The 20,176-nt window shown below is 63.3% G+C and carries 17 protein-coding genes and 1 other RNA gene; 9 read left to right on the forward strand and 9 right to left on the reverse strand.

Annotated features, from left to right (window positions below; translation table 11 throughout):
• Positions 1–20: 20 nt before the first annotated feature.
• From MJ8_RS03875 to MJ8_RS03900, 6 genes are all read right to left on the reverse strand, one after another.
• Positions 21–1,649 (reverse strand): ABC transporter ATP-binding protein, encoded by a 1,629-nt coding sequence (locus tag MJ8_RS03875; RefSeq protein ID WP_201413175.1) that lies wholly within the window; start codon positions 1,647–1,649, stop codon positions 21–23.
• Positions 1,646–2,785, reverse strand: a complete 1,140-nt coding sequence (locus MJ8_RS03880; RefSeq protein WP_201413176.1) for an ABC transporter permease — start codon at positions 2,783–2,785, stop codon at positions 1,646–1,648. Before MJ8_RS03880 ends, MJ8_RS03875 begins: the two co-directional genes overlap by 4 nt.
• The gene (locus MJ8_RS03885) at positions 2,785–3,879 is read right to left on the reverse strand and encodes a microcin C ABC transporter permease YejB (protein ID WP_201413177.1); all 1,095 of its coding nucleotides are present in this window, start codon (positions 3,877–3,879) and stop codon (positions 2,785–2,787) included. Before MJ8_RS03885 ends, MJ8_RS03880 begins: the two co-directional genes overlap by 1 nt.
• Positions 3,880–3,909: 30 nt before the next feature.
• Positions 3,910–5,787: an extracellular solute-binding protein gene (locus MJ8_RS03890; protein WP_201413178.1), complete on the reverse strand. Its 1,878-nt coding sequence runs from the start codon at positions 5,785–5,787 to the stop codon at positions 3,910–3,912.
• Entirely contained in the window at positions 5,787–7,667 is a 1,881-nt protein-coding gene (locus tag MJ8_RS03895; protein WP_201413179.1) for an extracellular solute-binding protein, read from the reverse strand. Before MJ8_RS03895 ends, MJ8_RS03890 begins: the two co-directional genes overlap by 1 nt.
• 156 nt (positions 7,668–7,823) lie before the next feature.
• Positions 7,824–8,483, reverse strand: coding sequence for a c-type cytochrome (locus tag MJ8_RS03900; protein WP_201413180.1), 660 nt, complete (start codon positions 8,481–8,483; stop codon positions 7,824–7,826).
• Positions 8,484–8,676: 193 nt separating this feature from the next.
• Between MJ8_RS03900 and MJ8_RS03905 the strand changes: the two genes are divergently transcribed.
• The gene (locus MJ8_RS03905; protein WP_201413181.1) at positions 8,677–9,405 is read left to right on the forward strand and encodes a 3-deoxy-manno-octulosonate cytidylyltransferase; all 729 of its coding nucleotides are present in this window, start codon (positions 8,677–8,679) and stop codon (positions 9,403–9,405) included.
• Between the two features lie 10 nt (positions 9,406–9,415).
• The gene (locus tag MJ8_RS03910) at positions 9,416–10,279 is read left to right on the forward strand and encodes a prephenate dehydratase (protein WP_201413182.1); all 864 of its coding nucleotides are present in this window, start codon (positions 9,416–9,418) and stop codon (positions 10,277–10,279) included.
• 253 nt (positions 10,280–10,532) lie between these two features.
• On the opposite strand, the gene MJ8_RS03915 is transcribed toward MJ8_RS03910, so the two are convergent.
• From MJ8_RS03915 to MJ8_RS03925, 3 genes are read right to left on the reverse strand one after another with little or no spacing between them, the layout of a single operon-like run.
• Positions 10,533–10,835 (reverse strand): Dabb family protein, encoded by a 303-nt coding sequence (locus MJ8_RS03915; protein WP_201413183.1) that lies wholly within the window; start codon positions 10,833–10,835, stop codon positions 10,533–10,535.
• A gap of 10 nt (positions 10,836–10,845) precedes the next feature.
• Positions 10,846–11,787, reverse strand: coding sequence for an NAD(+) diphosphatase (nudC, locus tag MJ8_RS03920; protein WP_201413184.1), 942 nt, complete (start codon positions 11,785–11,787; stop codon positions 10,846–10,848).
• 55 nt (positions 11,788–11,842) lie between these two features.
• On the reverse strand, positions 11,843–12,262 hold the full coding sequence (locus MJ8_RS03925; RefSeq protein ID WP_201413185.1) for an HIT domain-containing protein: 420 nt from the start codon (positions 12,260–12,262) through the stop codon (positions 11,843–11,845).
• 178 nt (positions 12,263–12,440) lie between these two features.
• Here MJ8_RS03925 and ffs point away from each other — a divergent pair.
• The 7 genes from ffs to MJ8_RS03960 all read left to right on the forward strand — a co-directional run bounded on the left by ffs (position 12,441) and on the right by MJ8_RS03960 (position 20,172).
• An RNA gene (gene ffs, locus MJ8_RS03930) (signal recognition particle sRNA small type) lies at positions 12,441–12,537 on the forward strand.
• Between the two features lie 106 nt (positions 12,538–12,643).
• On the forward strand, positions 12,644–14,461 hold the full coding sequence (locus MJ8_RS03935) for a DNA polymerase III subunit gamma/tau (RefSeq protein ID WP_201413186.1): 1,818 nt from the start codon (positions 12,644–12,646) through the stop codon (positions 14,459–14,461).
• Positions 14,462–14,483: 22 nt separating this feature from the next.
• Positions 14,484–14,807 carry a YbaB/EbfC family nucleoid-associated protein gene (locus MJ8_RS03940; protein ID WP_040993963.1) on the forward strand — a complete coding sequence of 108 codons (324 nt, stop codon included), beginning with the start codon at positions 14,484–14,486 and terminating at the stop codon, positions 14,805–14,807.
• A 216-nt stretch (positions 14,808–15,023) separates the two neighbouring features.
• Positions 15,024–16,013 carry a cell wall hydrolase gene (locus tag MJ8_RS03945; RefSeq protein WP_201413187.1) on the forward strand — a complete coding sequence of 330 codons (990 nt, stop codon included), beginning with the start codon at positions 15,024–15,026 and terminating at the stop codon, positions 16,011–16,013.
• Positions 16,014–16,211: 198 nt separating this feature from the next.
• Positions 16,212–16,817 (forward strand): recombination mediator RecR, encoded by a 606-nt coding sequence (recR, locus tag MJ8_RS03950; RefSeq protein ID WP_040985994.1) that lies wholly within the window; start codon positions 16,212–16,214, stop codon positions 16,815–16,817.
• Positions 16,818–16,990: 173 nt separating this feature from the next.
• A complete protein-coding gene (locus tag MJ8_RS03955) occupies positions 16,991–18,268 on the forward strand; it encodes a lytic murein transglycosylase (RefSeq protein WP_201413188.1) in 1,278 nt (425 codons plus the stop codon).
• A gap of 266 nt (positions 18,269–18,534) precedes the next feature.
• Positions 18,535–20,172, forward strand: coding sequence for an ABC transporter substrate-binding protein (locus MJ8_RS03960; protein WP_412177090.1), 1,638 nt, complete (start codon positions 18,535–18,537; stop codon positions 20,170–20,172).
• Positions 20,173–20,176 lie beyond the last annotated feature (4 nt).

Genomic DNA, 20,176 nt, shown 5'->3' on the forward strand with positions numbered 1-20,176 from the left:
GTTTCGCCGGTGCGGGCCGGCTACTCGCTGACCACGCCGGTGGGCGCCGTCTCGATCTTGAAGGCCGCCGCCATCAGCGCTCGCGTATAATCGGTTTGCGGGCTGCTGAAAATCTGCTCGGAAGGTCCTGCCTCGACGATCTGGCCATTGCGCATGACGATGACGTCGTTGGCAAGGGCGCGAACGACCTTGAGGTCGTGGCTGATGAAGAGATAGGCGAGGTTGTGCTTGGCCTGGAGGCTGCGCAGAAGGTCGACCACCTGCGCCTGCACGCTCATGTCGAGCGCCGAGGTCGGCTCGTCGAGCATCACGAAGCGCGGGTTGAGCACCATGGCGCGGGCGATGGCGACGCGCTGGCGCTGGCCCCCGGAAAACTCATGCGGGTAGCGGTGGCGCGTTTCGGGATCGAGGCCAACCTCTTTCAGCACGGCGACCACCTTGTCGTCGCGCTGGTCGGCCGAGAGGTTCGGCTCGTGGATCTTCAGACCTTCCTCGATGATCTCGGAGACCGAGAGGCGCGGGCTGAGCGAGCCGAACGGATCCTGGAAGACGATCTGCAATTCGCGCCTGAGCGGCCGCATGGCGCTGAAGGAGAGCTGGTCGATGTCGCGTCCGTTGAAAGTGATCGTCCCCGTCGAGGAGATCATGCGGGCGAGCGCCAGGCCCAGCGTCGTCTTGCCGGAGCCGGATTCGCCGACCACGCCCAGCGTCTGGCCGGCCCGCACAGTGACGTCGATCCCGTCCACCGCCTTCACATGGTCGACGGTCTTGCGGAAGAAACCCTTTTTGATCGGGAACCAGACCTTGATGTCCTGGCCCGTCATGACGGATTTGGCACCCGGGTCGGCCGCGGGCGGCTTGCCCTTCGGCTCGGCCGCCAGCAGATGCTTCGTATAAGGATGTTGCGGGTTGGCGAAGATCTCCCTGGTCGGCCCGGTCTCGACGATCTTGCCCTTGGTCATCACGCAGACGCGATCGGCGATCTTTCTGACGATGCCGAGGTCGTGGGTGATGAACAGCATCGACATGCCCTTGCGGCTTTTCAACGCCGCCAGCAATTCGAGGATCTGCGCCTGCACGGTGACGTCGAGCGCGGTCGTCGGCTCGTCCGCGATCAGAAGCTCGGGCTCGTTGGCGAGCGCCATGGCGATCATGACGCGCTGGCGCTGGCCGCCGGAGAGCTGATGCGGATAGGCGTCGAGGCGCTTTTGCGGATCGCGGATGCCGACCTCGGTGAGCAGCTCCAGCGTGCGCGCGCGGGCGGCCTGATCGCGCATACCCTGATGGAGCTGCAGCACCTCGACGATCTGCTGCTCGATCGTGTGCAGCGGGTTGAGCGAGGTCATCGGCTCCTGGAAGATCATGGTGATCTTGTTGCCGCGCACTCCGCGCAACGCCTTCTCGTCCATGGCGAGCAGGTCGGCGCCGCCGAACAGGATCCTGCCCGAGGGGTGGCTGGCGGCGGGATAGGGCAGGAGCTTCAGCACCGACAGCGCCGACACCGATTTGCCCGAGCCGGATTCGCCGACCAGGGCAACCGTCTCGCCCTTGGCTATGTCGAAGGAGACATGGTCTACGGCGATCGATTGCTTGCCGCCCTGCGCGAAGGCGACGCTCAGATCTTGGACGGACAGCAGGGCTTCGCTCATTTGAACGTCTTGCGCGGATCGAAGGCGTCGCGCGTCGCCTCGCCGATGAAGACCAGCAGGGACAGCATCACCGAGATGACGATGAAGCCGGAGATGCCGAGCCAGGGGGCGTTGAGGTTGCGCTGCGCCTGCTTCAGCAACTCGCCGAGCGAGGCCGAGCCGGGCGGCAGGCCGAAGCCGAGATAGTCGAGCGAGGTCAGCGTCGAAATGGAGCCAGAGAGCAGGAAGGGCAGGAAGGTCAGCGTCGCCACCATGGCGTTCGGCAACAGATGCCGGAACATGATGGTGAGGTTCGGCACGCCGAGCGCCCGCGCCGCGTTGACATATTCGAAGTTGCGGGCGCGCAGGAATTCGGCCCGCACCACGCCGACCAGCGCCACCCACGAGAACAACAACATCAGGCCGAGCAGGATGAAGAAGCCGGGCGGCAGGATGGCCGAGACGATAAGCAGCAGGTAGAGCACCGGGATCGCCGACCAGATCTCGATGAAACGCTGGAAGAGAAGATCGGTCCAGCCGCCGAAATAGCCCTGCACCGCGCCGGCCGCGACGCCGATCAGCGACGAGCCGAGGGTCAGGATCAGGCCGAACAGAACCGAGATGCGGAAGCCATAGAGCACGCGCGCCAGCACGTCGCGTGCCTGGTCGTCCGTGCCCAGCCAGTTCCAGTTGCCGAGGGTGCAGTTCTCGTCGGCCTCGCCCTTCGGATACTGGCTGCAGCGCTTCGTCTTGTCGTAAAGCCAGGACGGCTTTGCCGGCGCCGGTTCCGGAATCGCGTTGTTGACCGTCTGATAGGAGTAGCGGATCGGCGGCCAGATCATCCAGCCATTGGAGTTGATCTCGTCCTGGATCACCGGATCGCGATAGTCGGTGACGGCATAGAAACCGCCGAACTTCTCTTCCGGGTAGGCGACCAGGACCGGAAACAGGATCTCGCCCTTGTAGGAGGCGATGATCGGCTTGTCGTTGGCAATCAGCTCGGAAAACAGTGACAGCACGAACAGGAACAGGAAGATCCAGAGCGACCAGTAGCCCCGCCGGTTCGCCTTGAAATTCTGCAGCCGCCTCTGGTTGAGCGGCGAAAGAAATGGCCTGCGGGGCCGCGCCGGGGCGCTTTCGATCGCAGCCTCGGCCATCAGATATCTCTCCGCTCGAAGTCGATGCGCGGATCGACCCAAGTGTAGATCAGGTCGGAGAGAAGGCCGACGAACAGGCCAAGCAGCGAGAAGATGTAGAGGGTGGCGAACACCACCGGATAGTCGCGGTCGATCACCGACTTGAAGCCAAGCAAGCCGAGGCCGTCGAGCGAGAAGATGTTCTCGATCAGCAGCGAGCCGGTGAAGAAGGCCGAGATGAAGGCGCCTGGAAAGCCGGCGATGACGATCAGCATGGCGTTGCGGAAGACGTGGCCGTAGAGCACCTTGCGCTCCGACAGGCCCTTGGCGCGCGCCGTCACGACATATTGCTTGCGGATTTCCTCGAGGAAAGAGTTCTTGGTGAGCAGGGTGGTCGTTGCGAAAGCCGAGAGCACGAGCGCCGTCAGCGGCAGGGTCATGTGCCAGACATAGTCGGCGATCTTGGCGGGCCAGGACAGTTGGTCCCAATTGTCCGAAACAATGCCGCGAAGCGGAAACCAGTCCCAGAACGACCCGCCCGCGAACAGCACCATGAGCATGATGCCGAACAGGAAGCCGGGAATGGCATAGCCGACGATGACGACGCCGCTGGTCCACACGTCGAAGGTCGAGCCGTCCTTCACCGCCTTGCGGATGCCGAGCGGGATCGAGATCAGGTAGGACAAGAGCGTGATCCACAGGCCGATGGAGATGGAGACCGGCATCTTCTCCAGGATCAGGTTCAGCACCGAGATATCGCGGAAATAGCTGTCGCCGAAATCGAAGCGGATATAGTTCCACAGCATCATGCCGAAGCGCTCGAGCGGCGGCTTGTCGAAGCCGAACTGCTTTTCCAGTTTCTTGATGAATTCGGGATCGAGCCCCTGCGCCCCGCGATATTTCGAGCTGACATCGCCGGCAACGTCGAAATTGCCACCGCCGGCGTCGCCGCCACCGCTGCCGAGGCGATCGTTGCCGCCCTGGTTGGTCAGCTTGGCGATCACCTGCTCGACCGGGCCGCCCGGCGCGAACTGGATGACCGCGAAGGAGATCGCCATGATGCCGAACAGCGTCGGGATCATCAGAAGAATGCGGCGCAGGATATAGGCGCCCATCAGGCGTCCGACCCCGCGCAAAGGTTCATGTCAGGCTTTGCCAATCTTTGCCGCCTTGCCCTTGTCGACCCACCACAGCGCCTCGACCGGAAAGCCGAAATCGGGTTTCCGTTCGGGGAAGCCGAACATGTCCCAATAGGCGCTTCGGTGATTCGCCAGATACCAACTTGGAATCCAATCGCGCCGCGCGCGCAAGGCCCGGTCCAGCGCGCGCATGGCGGTGGTCAGGCTTTCGCGGTCCTTGGCGGTGCCGACGGCATCGATCAACGCATCGATCGCCGGGCTTGCGACTCCCGACAGGTTGCGCGAGCCAGACACTGCGGCGCTGCGCGAATGGAAGAAGATTTCCAGATCGTCGCGGGTCGGCGTGGCGCTGAAATTGAAGGCGGCCGAGAGAAGGTCGAAATCGAATGTCGATTGCCTGAGCTGGTACTGCGCTGAATCCACCAGGCGGATCGAGGCATCGATGCCGATGGCCTTCATGTTGGCGACCCAGGGCGAATAGACTTGCACGAAGGTCTCGTCGTCGACCAGGAATTCGGCGGTCAGCCGCCCGCCCTTGTCGTTGAGCACGAAATCGCCGGAGCGTTTCCAGCCGGCCTCGGCGAGCAGCTTCAGCGCAGCGCTCAACTGCTTGCGGTCACGCCCGGACCCGTCCGATGGCGGTTGCGTCACCGCCTCACCAAAGGTCTCCGGCGGCAACTGGTCGCGCAGCGGCTCAAGCAGCGCCAGTTCCTGCGGTGTTGGCATGCCAGAGGCGCGGAAGTCGGATTTCTCGAAGCAGGATTGCGAGCGCTCATAGGAACCGTAGAAGAAGTTGCGCCGCGTCCATTCGAAATCGAAGCAGAGCGCGATCGCCTGCCGCACGCGCGGATCCTTGAATTGCTCCCGCCGCTGGTTGACCGCCGTGGCCTGCATGGAAGGCGTGGTTTCGGCGGGGAATTCATGTTTGATCACCTTGCCGCCGGTGAAGGCCGGAAAGTCGTAGGCCGTTGCCCAGACACGCGAGGTGAATTCCTCGCGGTAGAGGATCTCTCCCTTCTTGAAGGCCTCGAAGCCGGCCGTGCGATCCTGGTAGAATTCGATACGGATGCGCCCGAAATTGTTCTGGCCGCGGTTGACCGGCAGGTCATTGCCCCAATAGTCGGGCACGCGCTCATATTCGATCCAGGCGCCCGCCGACCAGCGCCCGACCTTATAGGCGCTTGAGCCGAGCGGCGGATTGAGCTGCGAGGAATCGAACGGGTTGGCCGTGAAGAAGGCCTTCGAAAGGATCGGGAACCCGACCACATTGAGGATCGTGCGGGCCGACTGCTTGCCGGAGAATTTGAGCTCGACCGTGTGGGTGTCCTTCGCCGCAGCGTCATCCAGATGCGTCAGCGATAGCGCGTAGTCCGGATGCCCTTTGTCCTTCAACAGCTTGAAGGTGAAGGCGACATCGTCGGCGGTGAGCGGCGTGCCGTCATGGAAGCGTGCCTGCGGGCGCAGCGAGAAGGTGAAGCTGTTGCGGTCGTCCGCGAGCGTGACACTCTCGGCGATCAGCCCGTAGACCGCGTCCGGCTCGTCCAGCGCCCGCACCATCAACGAATCGAAGCACATTTCCATGCGCTGCGGGGAATCGCCCTTGGGGACGAAGGAATTCAGCGTGTTGAAGGTCTGCGGGCTCTGGTTGGCGCCCCAATTGGGCGGCGAGAAGTTGAAGGTGCCGCCTTGCGGGGCGTTCGGATTGACATAGTCGAAATGCGTGAAGTCGGGCTTGTATTTCAGGTCGCCGAAGGCCGACAGGCCGTGCAGCTCGACGCCGGTAGGCGTCTCGGCAAAGGCCCGGCCGGGCAGCAGCGCCGCGGCAGCGGCTGCGGCGCCGAGCGCCAGGAAGTCGCGGCGAGGGAGCAAAGTCCGCCGCTCCATCAATTGAGACCCTTGTATTTGGCGGCCAGCGCCTTTTCCTTCACCGGGTCGATCCACCAGGAATCGATATCCGCGCCCCGGTAGGTGGGCTGCTTCTCAGGCATGTCGAACTTGTTCCAATAGGCAAGCCAGATCACCGCGCGATAATATTGCGGAACGACGTAGTAGTTCCACAGAAGGACGCGGTCGAGCGCATGAGTGGCGGCGACAAGGTCGTCCCGGTCGGTGGCGAAGATGATGCGATCCACGAGGGCGTCGACCACTGGATTCTTTATCCCGGAATAATTGCGTGATCCGGGCGAATCGGCAGCCTTCGAACTCCAGAAGTCGCGTTGCTCGTTGCCGGGAGATTCCGACTGCTGCAACTGGCTGGTGATGACGTCGTAATCGAAATTGTTGACGCGGTTTATGTACTGGGTCTGGTCAATGATGCGTAGCGTTGCATCGACACCGATCTTGCGCAGATTGGCTATCCAGGGGCTGGCGATGACCTGATCGGTGTCGTTCCAGCCGAGGATCTCGAACTTGAACGGCGCGCCGGTCTTGGCGTTCACCATCTTGCCGCCTTTGATAACCCAGCCCGCCTGGGCGAAGAGATCGACCGCCTGCTTCAGGTATTTCCGTTCCGCCTGCGGCGAGTCATAGACCGGCAGCTTGAATTCCTGGGTGAACAATTCGGGCGGCAGCTTGTCCCGGTATTTTTCCAGGATTTCGAGCTCCTTGCCTTGCGGCAGCCCGCTCGACGCCAGTTCCGTACCCTGGAAATAGCTATGGGTGCGCGTGTTCGAATTATAGAACAGCGTGCGGTTCATCGTTTCGAAATCGAACGGAAGCGTCAGAGCCTCGCGCACGAGGCGGTCTTGCAAGAGCGGCCGTCGCTGATTGAGTACGAAGGCCTGCATGGGTTCCGGCGAGGTGGTCTTGAACACCTGCTTGACCACGTCGCCGGCGCTCACCGCCGGAAAATTGTACGCCGTATTCCATCGCCTCGAGCTGTTTTCCGGCTTGATGTCGTCCAGCCCGCCCTTGGTGAAGGCCTGCCAGGCGGCGTTGTCGTCGAGGATGTAGGTGAAGCGCTGGGTATCGAAATTCTCGCGGCCGACCTTCACCGGCAGCTTGGCGCCCCAATAGTCCGGCACGCGCTGCCAGACGATCTCCGAGCCCGGCTTGAAGCTGACGATCTTGTAGGCTGCGGAGCCCAGCGGCGGCTCGAGGGTCGGCCTGGTGATGTCGCGCTTCTTGCCGCTGGCGTCCGTGCCTTCCCACCAGTGCTTCGGCAAAACGACGAGATCGCCGAGGATCTTGGGCAGCTCGCGGTTGCCCTTCTGGTTGAAGTGGAATTCGACCTCCCGATCGGAGATTGCCACCGCCTCGGTGACGTTCTCGAAATAACGGTTGTATTGTGGGCTGTTGGCCTTGAGCACCTGGAAGGACCAGATCACGTCGTCGACGGTGATCGGCTGGCCGTCATGCCATTTCGCCCGCGGATCGAGCCGGTAGGTCGCGGACGAATAATCGGAAGGGTATTTGTAGGCTTCGGCGACCAACGGGTGGCTGACGCTGCCTTCGTCGGTCGCCTGTTCCATCAGCGTGTCGTAAAGCAGCCCGCCGCCGAAACCAACCAGCCCCGCGGCCGGCGATCCCTGCACGATATAGGGGTTGAAGCTGTCGAACGTGCCGGTGACCACGGAGTTGTAGGTGCCGCCCTTCGGCGCATTCGGATTGACGTAGTCGTAATGCTGGAAATTGTCGCCGTATTTTGAAGGTCCGATCAGCGACGATGTCGTGCGCCACTCGTCGGCGAAGCCGGCCTGCAGGCTGGCGGCGAAGGCAAGCGCGAATGCCGATGCGAAAAGCGTGCGGAAGCGGCCAACCTTCATGCGTTCTCCTCGTCGCGGAATTTACCCACCGCAATCTAGATCATTTGACGCCGGTGGAAACCGCAAGTGCCGCCTTTGTCGCCGCCCATGCAGCTTTCCTAACAGAAAAGCCGGGACGAACCCGGCTTTTCCAAGGAAGTCTCTGCGACAAATTGTTTATTGAGCGGGCGCCGCGGGCTTGGCCGGAGCGGTTCCCTCGGCCGGCTTGGCCGCACCGTCAGCCGGCTTGGTCGCGTCGGCGGGCTTGGAAGCGTCGGCGGCGGCACCCGGCTGCGGCAGCGGCTTCGGATTGTCCGACAGCGTGCGCAGATAGGCGATCACATTGGCGCGGTCTTCTTCCTTCGGCAGGCCGGCGAAGCCCATCGCGGTGCCCTTCACGAACTTCTTCGGCGAGGTGATGAAGTGGTTGAGGTTCTCGTAGGTCCAATGCTCCTGGCCGCCCTTGGAGAAATCCTTCATGCCGGCCGAATAGGCGAAGCCCTCATGCTCGGCGACAGGACGGTCGACGATGTCCCAGAGGTCCGGACCGACCTTGTTCGGGCCGCCTTTTTCGCCGGAATGGCAGGCCTGGCACTTCTTGAAGATGGCGGCGCCCGCATCGGCGCTGGCGCTGGCAAGCAGGTCGGCGATCGGCTTTTCAGCCGCGGCAGGCGCGGCCGGGCCGCCTTCGGTCGGCTCCTGCGCCTCGATGGCGAAGCCGGGCTTTTCGGGCGCCGGTGAGGCGAACAGCCCGTCCGAGACGAGGCCTATCGAAAAGACGATGAAGCAGGTTCCCAGAAATCCGCCGAGCAGCTTGTTGACTTCGTTGGAATCCATACGCCCCTTGCTCCCTTTTCCGGCGGACCGTCCCGTCCACTCCGTCCGTCGGTATCGCGAACTGCCCTGAAAGGCCAGTCAAATCGGGCGGAAACTAGGTCTTTTGCTCTGGCGTTGCAACACCTATAAGGGCGCTTCCAGTGAGACCTTTTGCCACTTTTCCATCCGCGTTTTTCGACCGCCCAAAAATCCGATGTCGACCTTGATCCTGATCCCCGCCCGCATGGCCTCGACGCGCCTGCCGGGCAAGCCGCTGGCCGACATTGCCGGCGTGCCGATGATCGTCCATGTCGCCCGCCGCGCCGCCGAGGCCGGGCTTGGCCGTGTCGTGGTGGCGACCGACACCGAAGCCGTCGCGCAAGCCGTGAAGGCGCATGGCTTCGAGGCGGTCATGACCCGCGCGGATCACGAATCGGGCTCCGACCGCATTTTCGAGGCGCTGACGGCGCTCGACCCCGAAAGCCAAGTGGAAACGATCGTCAACGTCCAGGGGGACCTGCCGACCATCGACCCCGAGATCATCGGCGCGTCGCTGCGGCCGTTCGAGGACAAATCGGTCGATATCGCCACGCTCGGCGTCGAGATCGTGCGCGACGAGGAAAAGACCAATCCGAATGTCGTCAAGATCGTCGGCTCGCCGCTGTCGGCGACGCGTCTGAAAGCGCTCTATTTCACCCGCGCCACCGCGCCCTGGGGCGAGGGGCCGCTCTACCACCATATCGGCCTTTATGCCTATCGCCGTGCGGCGCTGGAGCGTTTCGTGGCGCTCAAGCCATCGCCGCTGGAGCGGCGCGAGCGGCTGGAGCAGTTGCGCGCGCTGGAAGCCGGCATGCGCATCGACGCCGAGATCGTCGAATCGCTGCCGCTCGGCGTCGACACGCCGCACGACCTGGAACGCGCCAGGCAGATCCTTTCAAGCTGAGATCGTCCGCATGACTGCAAAGACCAACAGAATCTCCTTCCAGGGCGAGCCCGGCGCCAACTCCGACACCGCCTGCCGCAACATGTTCCCGTCGATGGAACCGTTGCCCTGCCCGACCTTTGAGGATGCCTTCAACGCGGTCGAGACCGGCAAGGCCGATCTCGCGATGATCCCGATCGAGAATACCATCGCCGGCCGCGTCGCCGACATCCATCACCTCTTGCCTGAATCGAAGCTGCACATCGTCGGCGAATATTTCCTGCCGATCCACTTCCAGCTCATGGTGCTGCCGGGCGTGAAGCGCGAGGAGATCAAGACCGTCCACAGCCACATCCACGCGTTGGGACAGTGCCGCAAATACATCCGCAAGAACGGCTGGAAACCCGTGATCGCCGGCGACACGGCGGGTTCGGCCAAGATGGTCTCTGAGGTCAAGGACCGCACCATGGCCTCGCTGGCGCCGGCTTTGGCCGCGGAGCTTTATGGGCTCGACATCATCGAGAAGAATGTCGAGGACACCGATTCCAACGTCACCCGCTTCGTCGTGCTGACCAAGAACAAGCAATGGGTGGAGCGCCCCGCGCCGGACGCCAAGATGATGACCACCTTCATCTTCCGCGTCCGCAACGTGCCGGCCGCGCTCTACAAGGCGATGGGCGGCTTCGCCACCAACGGCATCAACATGACGAAGCTCGAGAGCTACCAGCTCGGCGCCTTCACCGCGACGCTGTTCTACGCCGACATCGAAGGCCATCCTGACGATCCGCTGGTCAAGCTGGCGCTGGACGAATTGCGCTTCTTCTCGCGCGAAATGCGCATCCTCGGCGTCTATCCGGCGAGCGCTTCGCGCGATGAGTGGAAGGTGGCGGATTAAGGCAGCTGTGCCTATGGGGTTTGCCGAGACGCTTGAGCTTCGTCATCCACGGGCGGAGCAAGGAGCGAAGCGACGCGCGCAGACCCGAGGATCCATTCCGTTACGTCGAAGCACTGCCCAACGTTGCAGAATTCCGCACCGCTGCATCCTTCGGCCGAGGTAACGGCATGGATTCCAGGGTCTCCGCTTCGCTCCGCCCTGGAATGACGACGTCACAAAGGTCCGCGCCGGTTTGAGACGCCAGCGCTGTTGTTCAGCCGAACCCTAACGGCACGTAATCTATCTCCAAAAACTTCTCGACCTCGGGCACCCAGCGGTCGCGCACGAAGGCGACGTGGTCGGGGTGCTCGTTGTAGCGCGTGTAGGCCGCCTGGTCGGCGAACTCCATCGAGAAGCCGAACTGATAGTCGTTCTTCGGGCTCACCTGCCGCAACTGCTCGAAATGCGCCACACCCTTGATCCCGGTCAGGATCTTCTTCGCGTCGTGCAGGAAGCGCTTCGTCTCCAGCGAATGCGGCTCGTGCTTCAAGCTGAACACCACGGTATGACGGATCATTCTTGCGCTCCTATTCGCTGTCGACCCAGGCGCGGATGAGGTGATGGGCGATCGCCCCCTTCGGCGGCGTGATCAAGCCGTCGGCGTGCGCCCTGTCCAGCATCGTGCGCACCTCGTCGCGAAAAAACCAGCGGCAGTCCTCCAGTTCGTTGAGGTCTGCCTGGATATCCTCGTTGAGCGGCTCGCCGAAGCAGCCGATCATCAGCGAATAGGGGAACGGCCAGGGCTGGCTGGCATGGTAGACGACGCGGCCGAGCTTGATGCCCGCCTCTTCCAGCGTCTCGCGCCGCACCGCCGCCTCGATCGTCTCGCCCGGCTCGATGAAGCCCGCGAGCGCTGAATACATGCCTGGCGCGAAATGCCGGCCCCGTCCCAGCAGGCATTTTTCATGTGTCACCGTCAGCATGATCGCCACCGGGTCGGTGCGCGGAAAGTGGTCGGTTCCGCAGGAAGGGCAATGGCGCCTGTACCCGCCCGCGCGCATTTCCGAGCGGTTGCCGCATTTTGAGCAGAAGGCGTGGCTGGCGTGCCAGGCGAGCAGCGCCGCCCCTTGCGCCAGCGCGCCGGCGGCCGCCTCGTCGATCAGCCCCTGCATGTAGACCGAGCGGTAGTCGATCGCCTTGACCGTCTCGGGCAGTTGTTCCGGCTCGACGCCGGCGGGCACCGCCAGCACGGGGCCGTCCTCGGAAAAGCCGAGCAGCACGCCCTGGTCGAGCGAAACCGCGAAGGCCTGGCTTTCATCCGCCTTGAACCAAGGGTCGAACGTGCCGTCCTCCAGTTTGAGGTAAAGCCGGCCGCCATGCATCAGCATCAGACGCGCGGCTCGGTCGGCCAGCGCCTTCTCGACCGAATCGTCGGCGCGGTTCTCCGACTGCCGGTCGATCCGGTTGCCGGCGAAACCGACGAATTGGCTCGGCTCGCGCAAGGGCGCGTCAAACAGACGAAAGCTCATGGGGACTCGGGCGGGCTGAGGGACAAGGGCGGATGCTGAATGGACACTGGTCAGCTTATAGCGCCGCCTTGATCGTTTCGGCAAACCGTCTGATGTCGGAGCGCTGATAGGGCTCGCGCATGCCGTGCCCCCAGACCGGTCCCGGCCAGCCGGGATCGCCCTCGGAGCGGGCGACGACATGGACATGCAGCTGGCGCACGATGTTGCCCAAGGCGCCGGTATTGATCTTGGTGCAGCCGGTCACCCGCTTCAGCGCCTGCGCCACCATATTGGTCTCAAAGGTCAGCATGGCCTGGTCGAGCGGCGTCATGTCGTGGATTTCCTCGATGCCCGGCCGTTGCGGCACCAGCACCAGCCATGGCCAGCGCCGGTCGTTCATCAATCTGAGCTCGCAAAGGCCAAGCCACATAAGCTGCTCGCTGTCCGCCTCCAATCGGGCGTCCAGCGTGAAACCGGCCTTGAGGCCAGGCAGCATGGGCGTTTCCTTTGTTTTGTAGCATTCTTCAAACCAAGGGACGCTAGAGCGGCGGCAAGGTGCCTGCAAGCGATTCGTTGGCCGCTATTGGCGTTTTGAAGGACTTTCCAGCCGCGCTATGGCGCGGGTTCGGGCTCTGCCCTTGCATTTCGTCGCCGAATTGCCGATATGGAGCGCGGGAGGTTGGTGGTGGACGATCCACTCGCCAACCGGGTCAGGTCCGGAAGGAAGCAGCCCTAACGAGCCCGGAACGGGTCATTGTTCCAGCCTCCCGCCTCTTCGCCTTTCTCCCGCGACATTGACGGCGCCAAGCCGTGCGGGCGAGACTATGCGCAGGAAACGGCCGCCTTCCGTCGCGGTACTGGGAGCTTTTGACGGCGAATGAGCGAAGCCGGAAATTTGGGGACGGAAAGCCTGGAGACCGGCAAGGCCGGCGCCTACCGCGTCCTAGCGCGCAAATACCGCCCTTCGAATTTTTCCGAGCTGATCGGCCAGGAGCCGATGGTGCGCACCCTGACCAATGCGTTCGCCACCGGCCGCATCGCCCAGGCCTGGATGCTGACCGGCGTGCGAGGTGTCGGCAAGACGACGACCGCGCGCATTCTCGCGCGGGCTCTGAACTACAAGACGGCGACCGTCGACCGGCCCTCCGTCGACCTGTCGATCCCCGGCGAACATTGCCAGGCGATCATGGAAGGCCGCCATGTCGACGTCATCGAGATGGACGCCGCCTCGCACACCGGCATCGACGACATCAGGGACATCATCGACCGCGTGCGCTACGCGCCGGTCTCGGCCCGCTATAAAGTCTACATCATCGACGAAGTGCACATGCTGTCCACTCAGGCCTTCAACGGCCTGTTGAAGACGCTGGAAGAGCCGCCGCCGCACGTCAAGTTCATCTTCGCCACCACCGAGATCCGCAAGGTGCCGATCACGGTCCTGTCGCGATGCCAGCGCTTCGACTTGAGGCGCATCGATGCCGGCGCGCTGGTCGGGCATCTGTCCTCGATCGCCGCCAAGGAAGGAATTTCCGTCGATGACGAGGCGCTGGCGATGATCGCGCGGGCCGCCGAAGGCTCGGCGCGCGATTCGCTCTCCATCCTCGACCAGGCGATCGCCCATGGCAGCGGCGCCGTCAGCGCCGACGCGGTGCGCGCCATGCTCGGCCTCGCCGACCGCGCCCGCATCATCGACCTGTTCGAGCATGTCATGAAAGGCGACGTGGCGGCTGCGCTCGCCGAGTTCCGAGCGCAATATGATACCGGCGCCGATCCGGCGGCCGTGCTCACCGATCTTGCCGAGTTCAACCACCTCGTCACCCGCCTTCGTTTCGTGCCGGCCGCGGCCGACGACGCCTCGCTCTCGGAGGACGAGCGCCGGCGCGGCGCCGAATTCGCCGGGAGGCTTTCGGTGCGTGTGCTGTCGCGGACCTGGCAGATGCTGCTCAAGGGCATTCCCGAGGTTCAGTCCTCCAACCGACCGGTCAGCGCCGGCGAGATGGTGCTGATCAGGCTGGCGCATGCCGCCGACCTGCCGACGCTGGACGAGGCGCTGAAATCGCTGGAAGGCGCGGGACCGCTGCCGAATGGCGCGCCGCGCGCCAATGGCGCGGCGGCAAATCCGGGCAATGGCGGCGACGCAAGTGCCGTCGCGCAGGCGCGGATGCCCGGTTCAAATGGCGGCGCCCAGACCATGCGTCTGGTCGAAGCGCAGCCCGCGCCCGCCGCCTTTGTCCCGGCGCCGGCGCCGGTCGCCGAAACCCCCGTCGTTCCGGTGAAGTCGCTGGCCGACATCGTCGCGCTTGCCGACGCCAATCGCGACATCGCCTTCAAGGTGCTGCTGAAACGCTGCGTGCGGCCGGTGCGCATCGAGCCCGGCCGTCTTGATGTCACCTTGACCGACGATGCGCCGAAGATGCTGCTCAACGACCTGACCTCCAAGCTGCGCGCCTGGACCGGCCGCAACTGGCTGGTGTCGCTGTCGAAGGAAGAGGGCGGCCAGACATTGGCCGAGATGGAGACGACCAAGCGCGAGAACGCCTTCTCCGACGCCAAGGCCGATCCGACGGTCGCGGCCATTCTCGCCCGTTTCCCGGGCGCCAAGATCATCGACGTGCGCATTCCGGACGTGCCGGACGTGGAAGAGGCTGAGGCGGAAGTGCCTGTCGAGCCCGCGGCCGACGACGACGAAATCTGAAACAACCTTAGAGGACCATCCGATGAAAGATCTTCTCGGCCTGATGGGCAAGGCGAAGGAAATGCAGGCCAAGTTCCAGGCCATGCAGGACGAGATCGCGACGCTCGAAGCGACCGGCCAGGCGGGCGGCGGCCTGGTCAGCATCACGCTGACCGGCAAGTTCGAGATGAAGGCGCTGAAGATCGATCCCTCGCTCATCAAGGCGGACGAAGCCGAAATCCTGGAAGACCTTATCCTGGCCGCTCACAATGACGCCAAAAATAAGGTCGAGCAGGTGATGCAGGAGAAGACCAAGGCGTTGACGGCGGGCCTGCCGATTCCGCCCGGAATGAAATTGCCGTTCTGAGACGGCTCCAACAGTTAATTGATTATGAACGGAAATTGAGCCCGAACCGCAATATTAACCATTTTGCCGGCAATGCTCACGGGCTCATTTCGCGACATTCATAAAGTTTTACCCAAGTCCAGAAGTTGCTAACCCTCTAGCCATCTTTTTGCCTGAAAGAGTCTCATTCTTGCCACATCTCGGGGCGGGCTGGCATCTGGACATGAGGCTTTATTGGTGATCGCGACGCGATGGAAGACGCCGCTGCTGCTTATCGGCATCGTCACTTCCCCCTTGCTCCTGGCCGGTTGCAGCCAGACCACTTCCTCCCATGGCATGTCGGTGTCGGGTCTGACCGACGCCCTTACGCCGAGCTTCCTCAGCTCGCGCTCCTACAAATACTCGATGAAGGACAAGGAGTGCCTGCAAAGGGCGATGTTCTTCGAGTCCAACCGGTCGAGCCGCGACGGCATGATCGCCGTCGGCACGGTCGTGATGAACCGGCTGCGCTCGGGCCAGCATGGCAACACCATCTGCGAGGTCGTGGGCGAAAGGGGCCAGTTCGCGCCCGGCGTGCTGACGCGGCCGATGAACTCCAGAGCGCTGCCCGATGTCGAGGAGGCCGCGGACGCGGTGCTGAAGGGCGAGCGCAAGGCCAAGCTCAAGAACACGATGTATTTCCACACCGCCGGCCTGCACTTCCCTTACAAGAATATGCACTACACGATGGTGGCCGGCGGCAACGCCTTCTATGAGAAGCGCGGCCGCAACTGGCAGCCGCTGCCGGACGAGCCGATGGTCGCCATGGCCTCCGACAAGCAGCAGAAGGTCGACCCGACCGCTCCCGTGCTGGTGGCTTCCGCCGAGCCGGTGGTCAAGACGATCGTTCGGCAGGATCCGGCCAAGCAGGTCGCGATGAACGCGGCCGAACCGACGCTTCCGGCCAAGGCGGCAGTCGTTCCGGCCGAAGAGACCTATGTGACGGCCGCTTCTGCCTCGTCGCAGAAATCCGGCCGCCTCGCGCAGAAGCCGACGGTCGTGGCGATGCAGGAGCCGATGGCCGAGCCGGACGCCTCGCGTTTCGGCGGCACGCTCAAGGGCCGCTACGTCACTTCGGTGCCCAACGCGCCGCAGGAAGCGGCGATGGGTTTCCAGTCGACGCCTGAGAACACCGACGCCATCGGCGCGATGATCGTCAGCCAGGACCGGCCGCTCGAAACCAACTGAACCCGATTGCATCTGACGCAGGCCCGCCATGGCAGCATGGTGGGCCCTGTGCTGTCGGGGCTGTTCCAAACCGCGCTGAAAAATCCTGGATCAGTCCGCCGTTTCACGAAGCGACGAACTGATCCATCTTCCATTTTCACGCAATTCCGGACGGAAAACCGCTTCGCACTTTTCCTGGAATTGCTCTAGATCAAGGCGATGTCGAAGAGAATCGCCGGTCCGGAAATCGAACGCCTGATCCAGCTCCTGGCCAAGGTGCCGGGGCTTGGGCCGCGTTCGGCCAGGCGCGCCGCGCTTCATCTCATCAAGAAGAAGGAGCAGCTGCTCGAGCCCTTGGCCGCTGCTATGGGCGAGGCGGTCGACAAGGTGCGAATCTGCTCGACCTGCGGCAATGTGGACACCTCCGACCCTTGCATGATCTGCACCGACCCGCGCCGCGACGCCGGCACGCTGATCGTCGTCGAGGACGTCTCCGATCTCTGGGCGCTGGAGCGCGCGGCGGCCATGAACGTGCGCTATCACGTGCTCGGCGGCACGCTGTCGCCGCTCGACGGCATCGGTCCCGACCAGCTCAACATCCGCTCGCTGGTCGACCGCGTCGCCGGCGGCGAGGTGAAGGAAGTGATCCTTGCCGTGAACGCCACGGTCGAAGGGCAGACGACGGCGCATTACCTGACCGACCAGCTGTCCGGCTTCGAGGTCAAGGTGACGAGGCTGGCGCATGGCGTTCCGGTCGGCGGCGAGCTCGACTATCTCGACGAAGGCACGCTGGCTGCGGCGCTGCGGTCGCGGACGGCGTTTTGAGGGGACTGGGGGGCAACCTGGAAATGACGGCATTCCTTCGTGCCCCCCTCTGTCCTGCCGGACATCTTCCCCACAAGGGAGGAGATTGGCAGCTTCGCTCCCGGCGCTCTTCCGGCAACTTTGGCGATTGGCGAAAGCCGACGCGACATCTGATCTCCCCCCTTGTGGGGGAGATGTCCGGCAGGACAGAGGGAGGCGCGACAGAACGCGACTTTTCTAAGTTCAGCTTCGTATTTCTTCTGCTTGCAATATTCAGCCTCATTCTCTCCACACCCTCACACGCCGCCCCCATCGACGACCAGTTCCAGGCCTGGCTGCAAACCGACCTCTGGCCCGAAGCCAAGTCCAAGGGCATTTCGAAAAAAACCTTCGACGCCGCCTTCCTTGGCGTGAAGCCCAACCTCAAGCTGCCGGATCTCGTCCTGCCCGGCGAAAAGCCGACCACGCCGCAGAAGCAGCATCAGGCCGAGTTCGGCCCGCCGGCCGATTATTTCGCCGAGAAGATCATCCGCGCCGTCACCACGGGCGGGCGCACACGCGAAAGCGCCAATGCCCGGGTGCTCGGGCTGATCGAGAAGCGCTACGGTGTTCCAGGCGACGTCGTGCTTGCGATCTGGGGCCGCGAGACCGGCTTCGGCGCGGCCAAGATGCCTTACGATGCCTTCGAGGTGCTGGGCACCAAGGCGTTCATGTCGACGAAGAAGGATTTCTTCCGCACCGAGGTGCTGGCGGCGCTCGAAATCGTCGAGCGCGGGCTGGCGCCGGTCAATGCGATGAAATCGTCCTGGGCCGGCGCGCTCGGCCAGCCGCAATTCATGCCGACATCGTTCCTCAAGCACGCCGTCGATTTCGACGGCGACGGCCGCCCCGACATCTGGAATTCGACGCCCGACGTGCTCGCCTCGATCGCCAATTACCTCGTCCATTATGGCTGGGTGCGGGGGCGCGGCTGGGGGACCGAGGTGACGGTACCGACCAACGTCTCCTGCTCGCTCGAGGGACCCGATCAGGGCAGGAAGATCTCCGATTGGGTGGCGATGGGCATCCGGCGCGTCGACGGCAAGGCGTTTGCGGCGAGCGAATTGAAGGCGGAGGGTTTTCTGCTGATGCCGGCCGGGCGCAGCGGCCCGGCCTTCATCGTCACGCCGAATTTCTATGTGATCAAGCAGTACAACAACAGCGATCTCTACGGCCTGTTCATCGGCCATGCCGCCGACCGTATCGCCAAAGGCGATGCCACCTTTGTCGGCGCCTGGGGCGCGGTCGGCGACCTGCACCGCTCCGACATCGCTGCTTTGCAGCGCGCGCTCGAGGCCAAGGGCTACGATGTCGGCAGCGCCGACGGCCTGCCCGGCTTCAAGACCCGCCGCTCGATCGGTGTCTGGCAGTCCAAGAACGGCAAGCCCGCCACCTGCTTTCCCGATGCGGGTTTGGTCGCGCAGCTGAAATAGCGGCGACTTTCAGGTCTCAAACACCGGCAGATTTTTCTCGATCGGCGGCTGCAATTAGCCGGCCTATGGGTCGACTTCCGCCGGCCCGTCCGGTCCGATATGGCGTCCGGCAAAATGCCCGTTGCCGGTTCGAGAGCCGCTGAATAGGGTGTTGACCAACTGGACAAAAAACACGACGGTAAGCGGTCAAAGCCGCAGCCGGCCTTGCCAAGAACAATAGAGCCCTGAGCCGGGAACTCAGGTCAACAAGACAGGGAACGATCACCATGATGCTCGAAAAGTTTGCTCTCCGCTCTCGCGCCTTGCTTGCGGGCGCCGCGCTGTCCGCGCTGCTCGTCGCGCCCGCCTTCGCGGTCACGCCCGCCGATACGCTGGTCGAGGGCTTTGCCATCGACGACATCATCTCGATGGATCCGGGTGAAGCGTTCGAGCTGTCGACGGCCGAAGTCACCGGCAACACCTATGATCTGCTGGTCCGCCTGGACCTCAGCGACACCTCCAAGGTCAAGGGTGACCTTGCCGAGAGCTGGACCGTGTCCGACGACGGCCTGACCTATACTTTCAAGCTCAAGCCCGGGATGAAATTCGCATCCGGCAATCCGATCACCGCGGCCGATGTAGCCTATTCCTTCGAACGCGCCGTCAAGCTCGACAAGAGCCCCGCCTTCATCATCAACCAGTTCGGCATCACCGGCGACAATGTCACCGAAAAGGCCAAGGCCGTCGACGACACCACCTTCCAGTTCGTGGTCGACAAGGCCTATGCGCCGAGCTTCGTGCTGAACTGCCTGTCGGCCACCGTCGCCTCTGTCGTCGACTCGAAGCTGGTCAAGGAACATGTCGCCGCCGTCACGCCGAGCGCCGACTACAAATGGGACAACGACTTCGGCAATGCCTGGCTGAAGACTGGCTATGCCGGCTCGGGGCCGTATAAGCTGCGCGAATGGCGCGCCAACGAGGCCGTCGTGCTGGAACGCAACGACAATTACAATGGCGAGAAGGCCAAGCTCGCCCGCGTCATCTACCGCAACATGAAGGAAAGCTCGGCGCAGCGCCTGGCGCTCGAAGCCGGCGATATCGACGTTGCCCGCAACCTCGAGCCGAACGACCTCGACGCCATCGCCAAGAATGCCGATCTCACCAGCACCAGCGCGCCGAAGGGCACGGTCTACTATATCAGCCTCAACCAGAAAAACCCGACGCTTGCCAAGCCCGAGGTGCGGCAGGCGTTCAAATATCTGGTCGACTATGATGCGCTGGGCGCGACCATCCTCAAGGGCATCGGCGAAATCCACCAGTCCTTCCTGCCCAAGGGCGACCTCGGCGCCGTCGACGACAATCCCTTCAAGCTCGATGTCGCCAAGGCCAAGGAACTCCTGGCCAAGGCTGGCGTGCCGGACGGCTTCAAGGTGACGATGGACGTGCGCACGGGACAACCGACCACCGGCATGGCGGAATCGATCCAGCAGACGCTCGGCCAGGCCGGCATCAAGCTGGAGATCATCCCCGGCGATGGTAAGCAGACGCTGACCAAATACCGCGCCCGCAACCACGACATCTATATCGGCCAATGGGGCCAGGACTATTTCGATCCGAACTCCAACGCCCAGACCTTCGCCTCCAATCCCGACAATTCCGACAACGCTAAGATCAAGACGCTGGCCTGGCGCAATGCCTGGGATATTCCGGACCTGACCAAGGAGACCGACGCGGCACTCCTGGAAAAGGATTCGGCCAAGCGCGCCGACATGTACAAGGACCTGCAGCAGAAGATCCTCGACACCAGCCCCTTCGTCATCATCCACCAGCAGCTGGAAGTGGCGGGTCTGCGCAAGAACCTCCAGGGCTTCAAGCTCGGCCCGAGCTTCGACACCAACTTCGTCTGGGCGGTCTCGAAGCAGTAACCCC

The organism is Mesorhizobium sp. J8 (genome assembly GCF_016591715.1).
GTDB lineage: Bacteria > Pseudomonadota > Alphaproteobacteria > Rhizobiales > Rhizobiaceae > Mesorhizobium.

Bases quoted from the DNA above. Each gene is read 5' to 3' on its own strand.
- MJ8_RS03960 (WP_412177090.1), top strand. From the start codon at position 18,535: ATGATGCTCGAAAAGTTTGCTCTCCGCTCTCGCGCCTTGCTTGCGGGC.
- MJ8_RS03910 (WP_201413182.1), top strand. From the start codon at position 9,416: ATGACTGCAAAGACCAACAGAATCTCCTTCCAGGGCGAGCCCGGCGCC.
- MJ8_RS03900 (WP_201413180.1), bottom strand. From the start codon at position 8,483: ATGGATTCCAACGAAGTCAACAAGCTGCTCGGCGGATTTCTGGGAACC.
- nudC (WP_201413184.1), bottom strand. From the start codon at position 11,787: ATGAGCTTTCGTCTGTTTGACGCGCCCTTGCGCGAGCCGAGCCAATTC.
- MJ8_RS03940 (WP_040993963.1), top strand. From the start codon at position 14,484: ATGAAAGATCTTCTCGGCCTGATGGGCAAGGCGAAGGAAATGCAGGCC.
- MJ8_RS03925 (WP_201413185.1), bottom strand. From the start codon at position 12,262: ATGCTGCCTGGCCTCAAGGCCGGTTTCACGCTGGACGCCCGATTGGAG.
- MJ8_RS03875 (WP_201413175.1), bottom strand. From the start codon at position 1,649: ATGAGCGAAGCCCTGCTGTCCGTCCAAGATCTGAGCGTCGCCTTCGCG.
- MJ8_RS03915 (WP_201413183.1), bottom strand. From the start codon at position 10,835: ATGATCCGTCATACCGTGGTGTTCAGCTTGAAGCACGAGCCGCATTCG.
- MJ8_RS03890 (WP_201413178.1), bottom strand. From the start codon at position 5,787: ATGGAGCGGCGGACTTTGCTCCCTCGCCGCGACTTCCTGGCGCTCGGC.
- MJ8_RS03935 (WP_201413186.1), top strand. From the start codon at position 12,644: ATGAGCGAAGCCGGAAATTTGGGGACGGAAAGCCTGGAGACCGGCAAG.
- MJ8_RS03955 (WP_201413188.1), top strand. From the start codon at position 16,991: ATGTCCGGCAGGACAGAGGGAGGCGCGACAGAACGCGACTTTTCTAAG.
- MJ8_RS03895 (WP_201413179.1), bottom strand. From the start codon at position 7,667: ATGAAGGTTGGCCGCTTCCGCACGCTTTTCGCATCGGCATTCGCGCTT.
- recR (WP_040985994.1), top strand. From the start codon at position 16,212: ATGTCGAAGAGAATCGCCGGTCCGGAAATCGAACGCCTGATCCAGCTC.
- MJ8_RS03905 (WP_201413181.1), top strand. From the start codon at position 8,677: ATGTCGACCTTGATCCTGATCCCCGCCCGCATGGCCTCGACGCGCCTG.
- MJ8_RS03885 (WP_201413177.1), bottom strand. From the start codon at position 3,879: ATGGGCGCCTATATCCTGCGCCGCATTCTTCTGATGATCCCGACGCTG.
- MJ8_RS03880 (WP_201413176.1), bottom strand. From the start codon at position 2,785: ATGGCCGAGGCTGCGATCGAAAGCGCCCCGGCGCGGCCCCGCAGGCCA.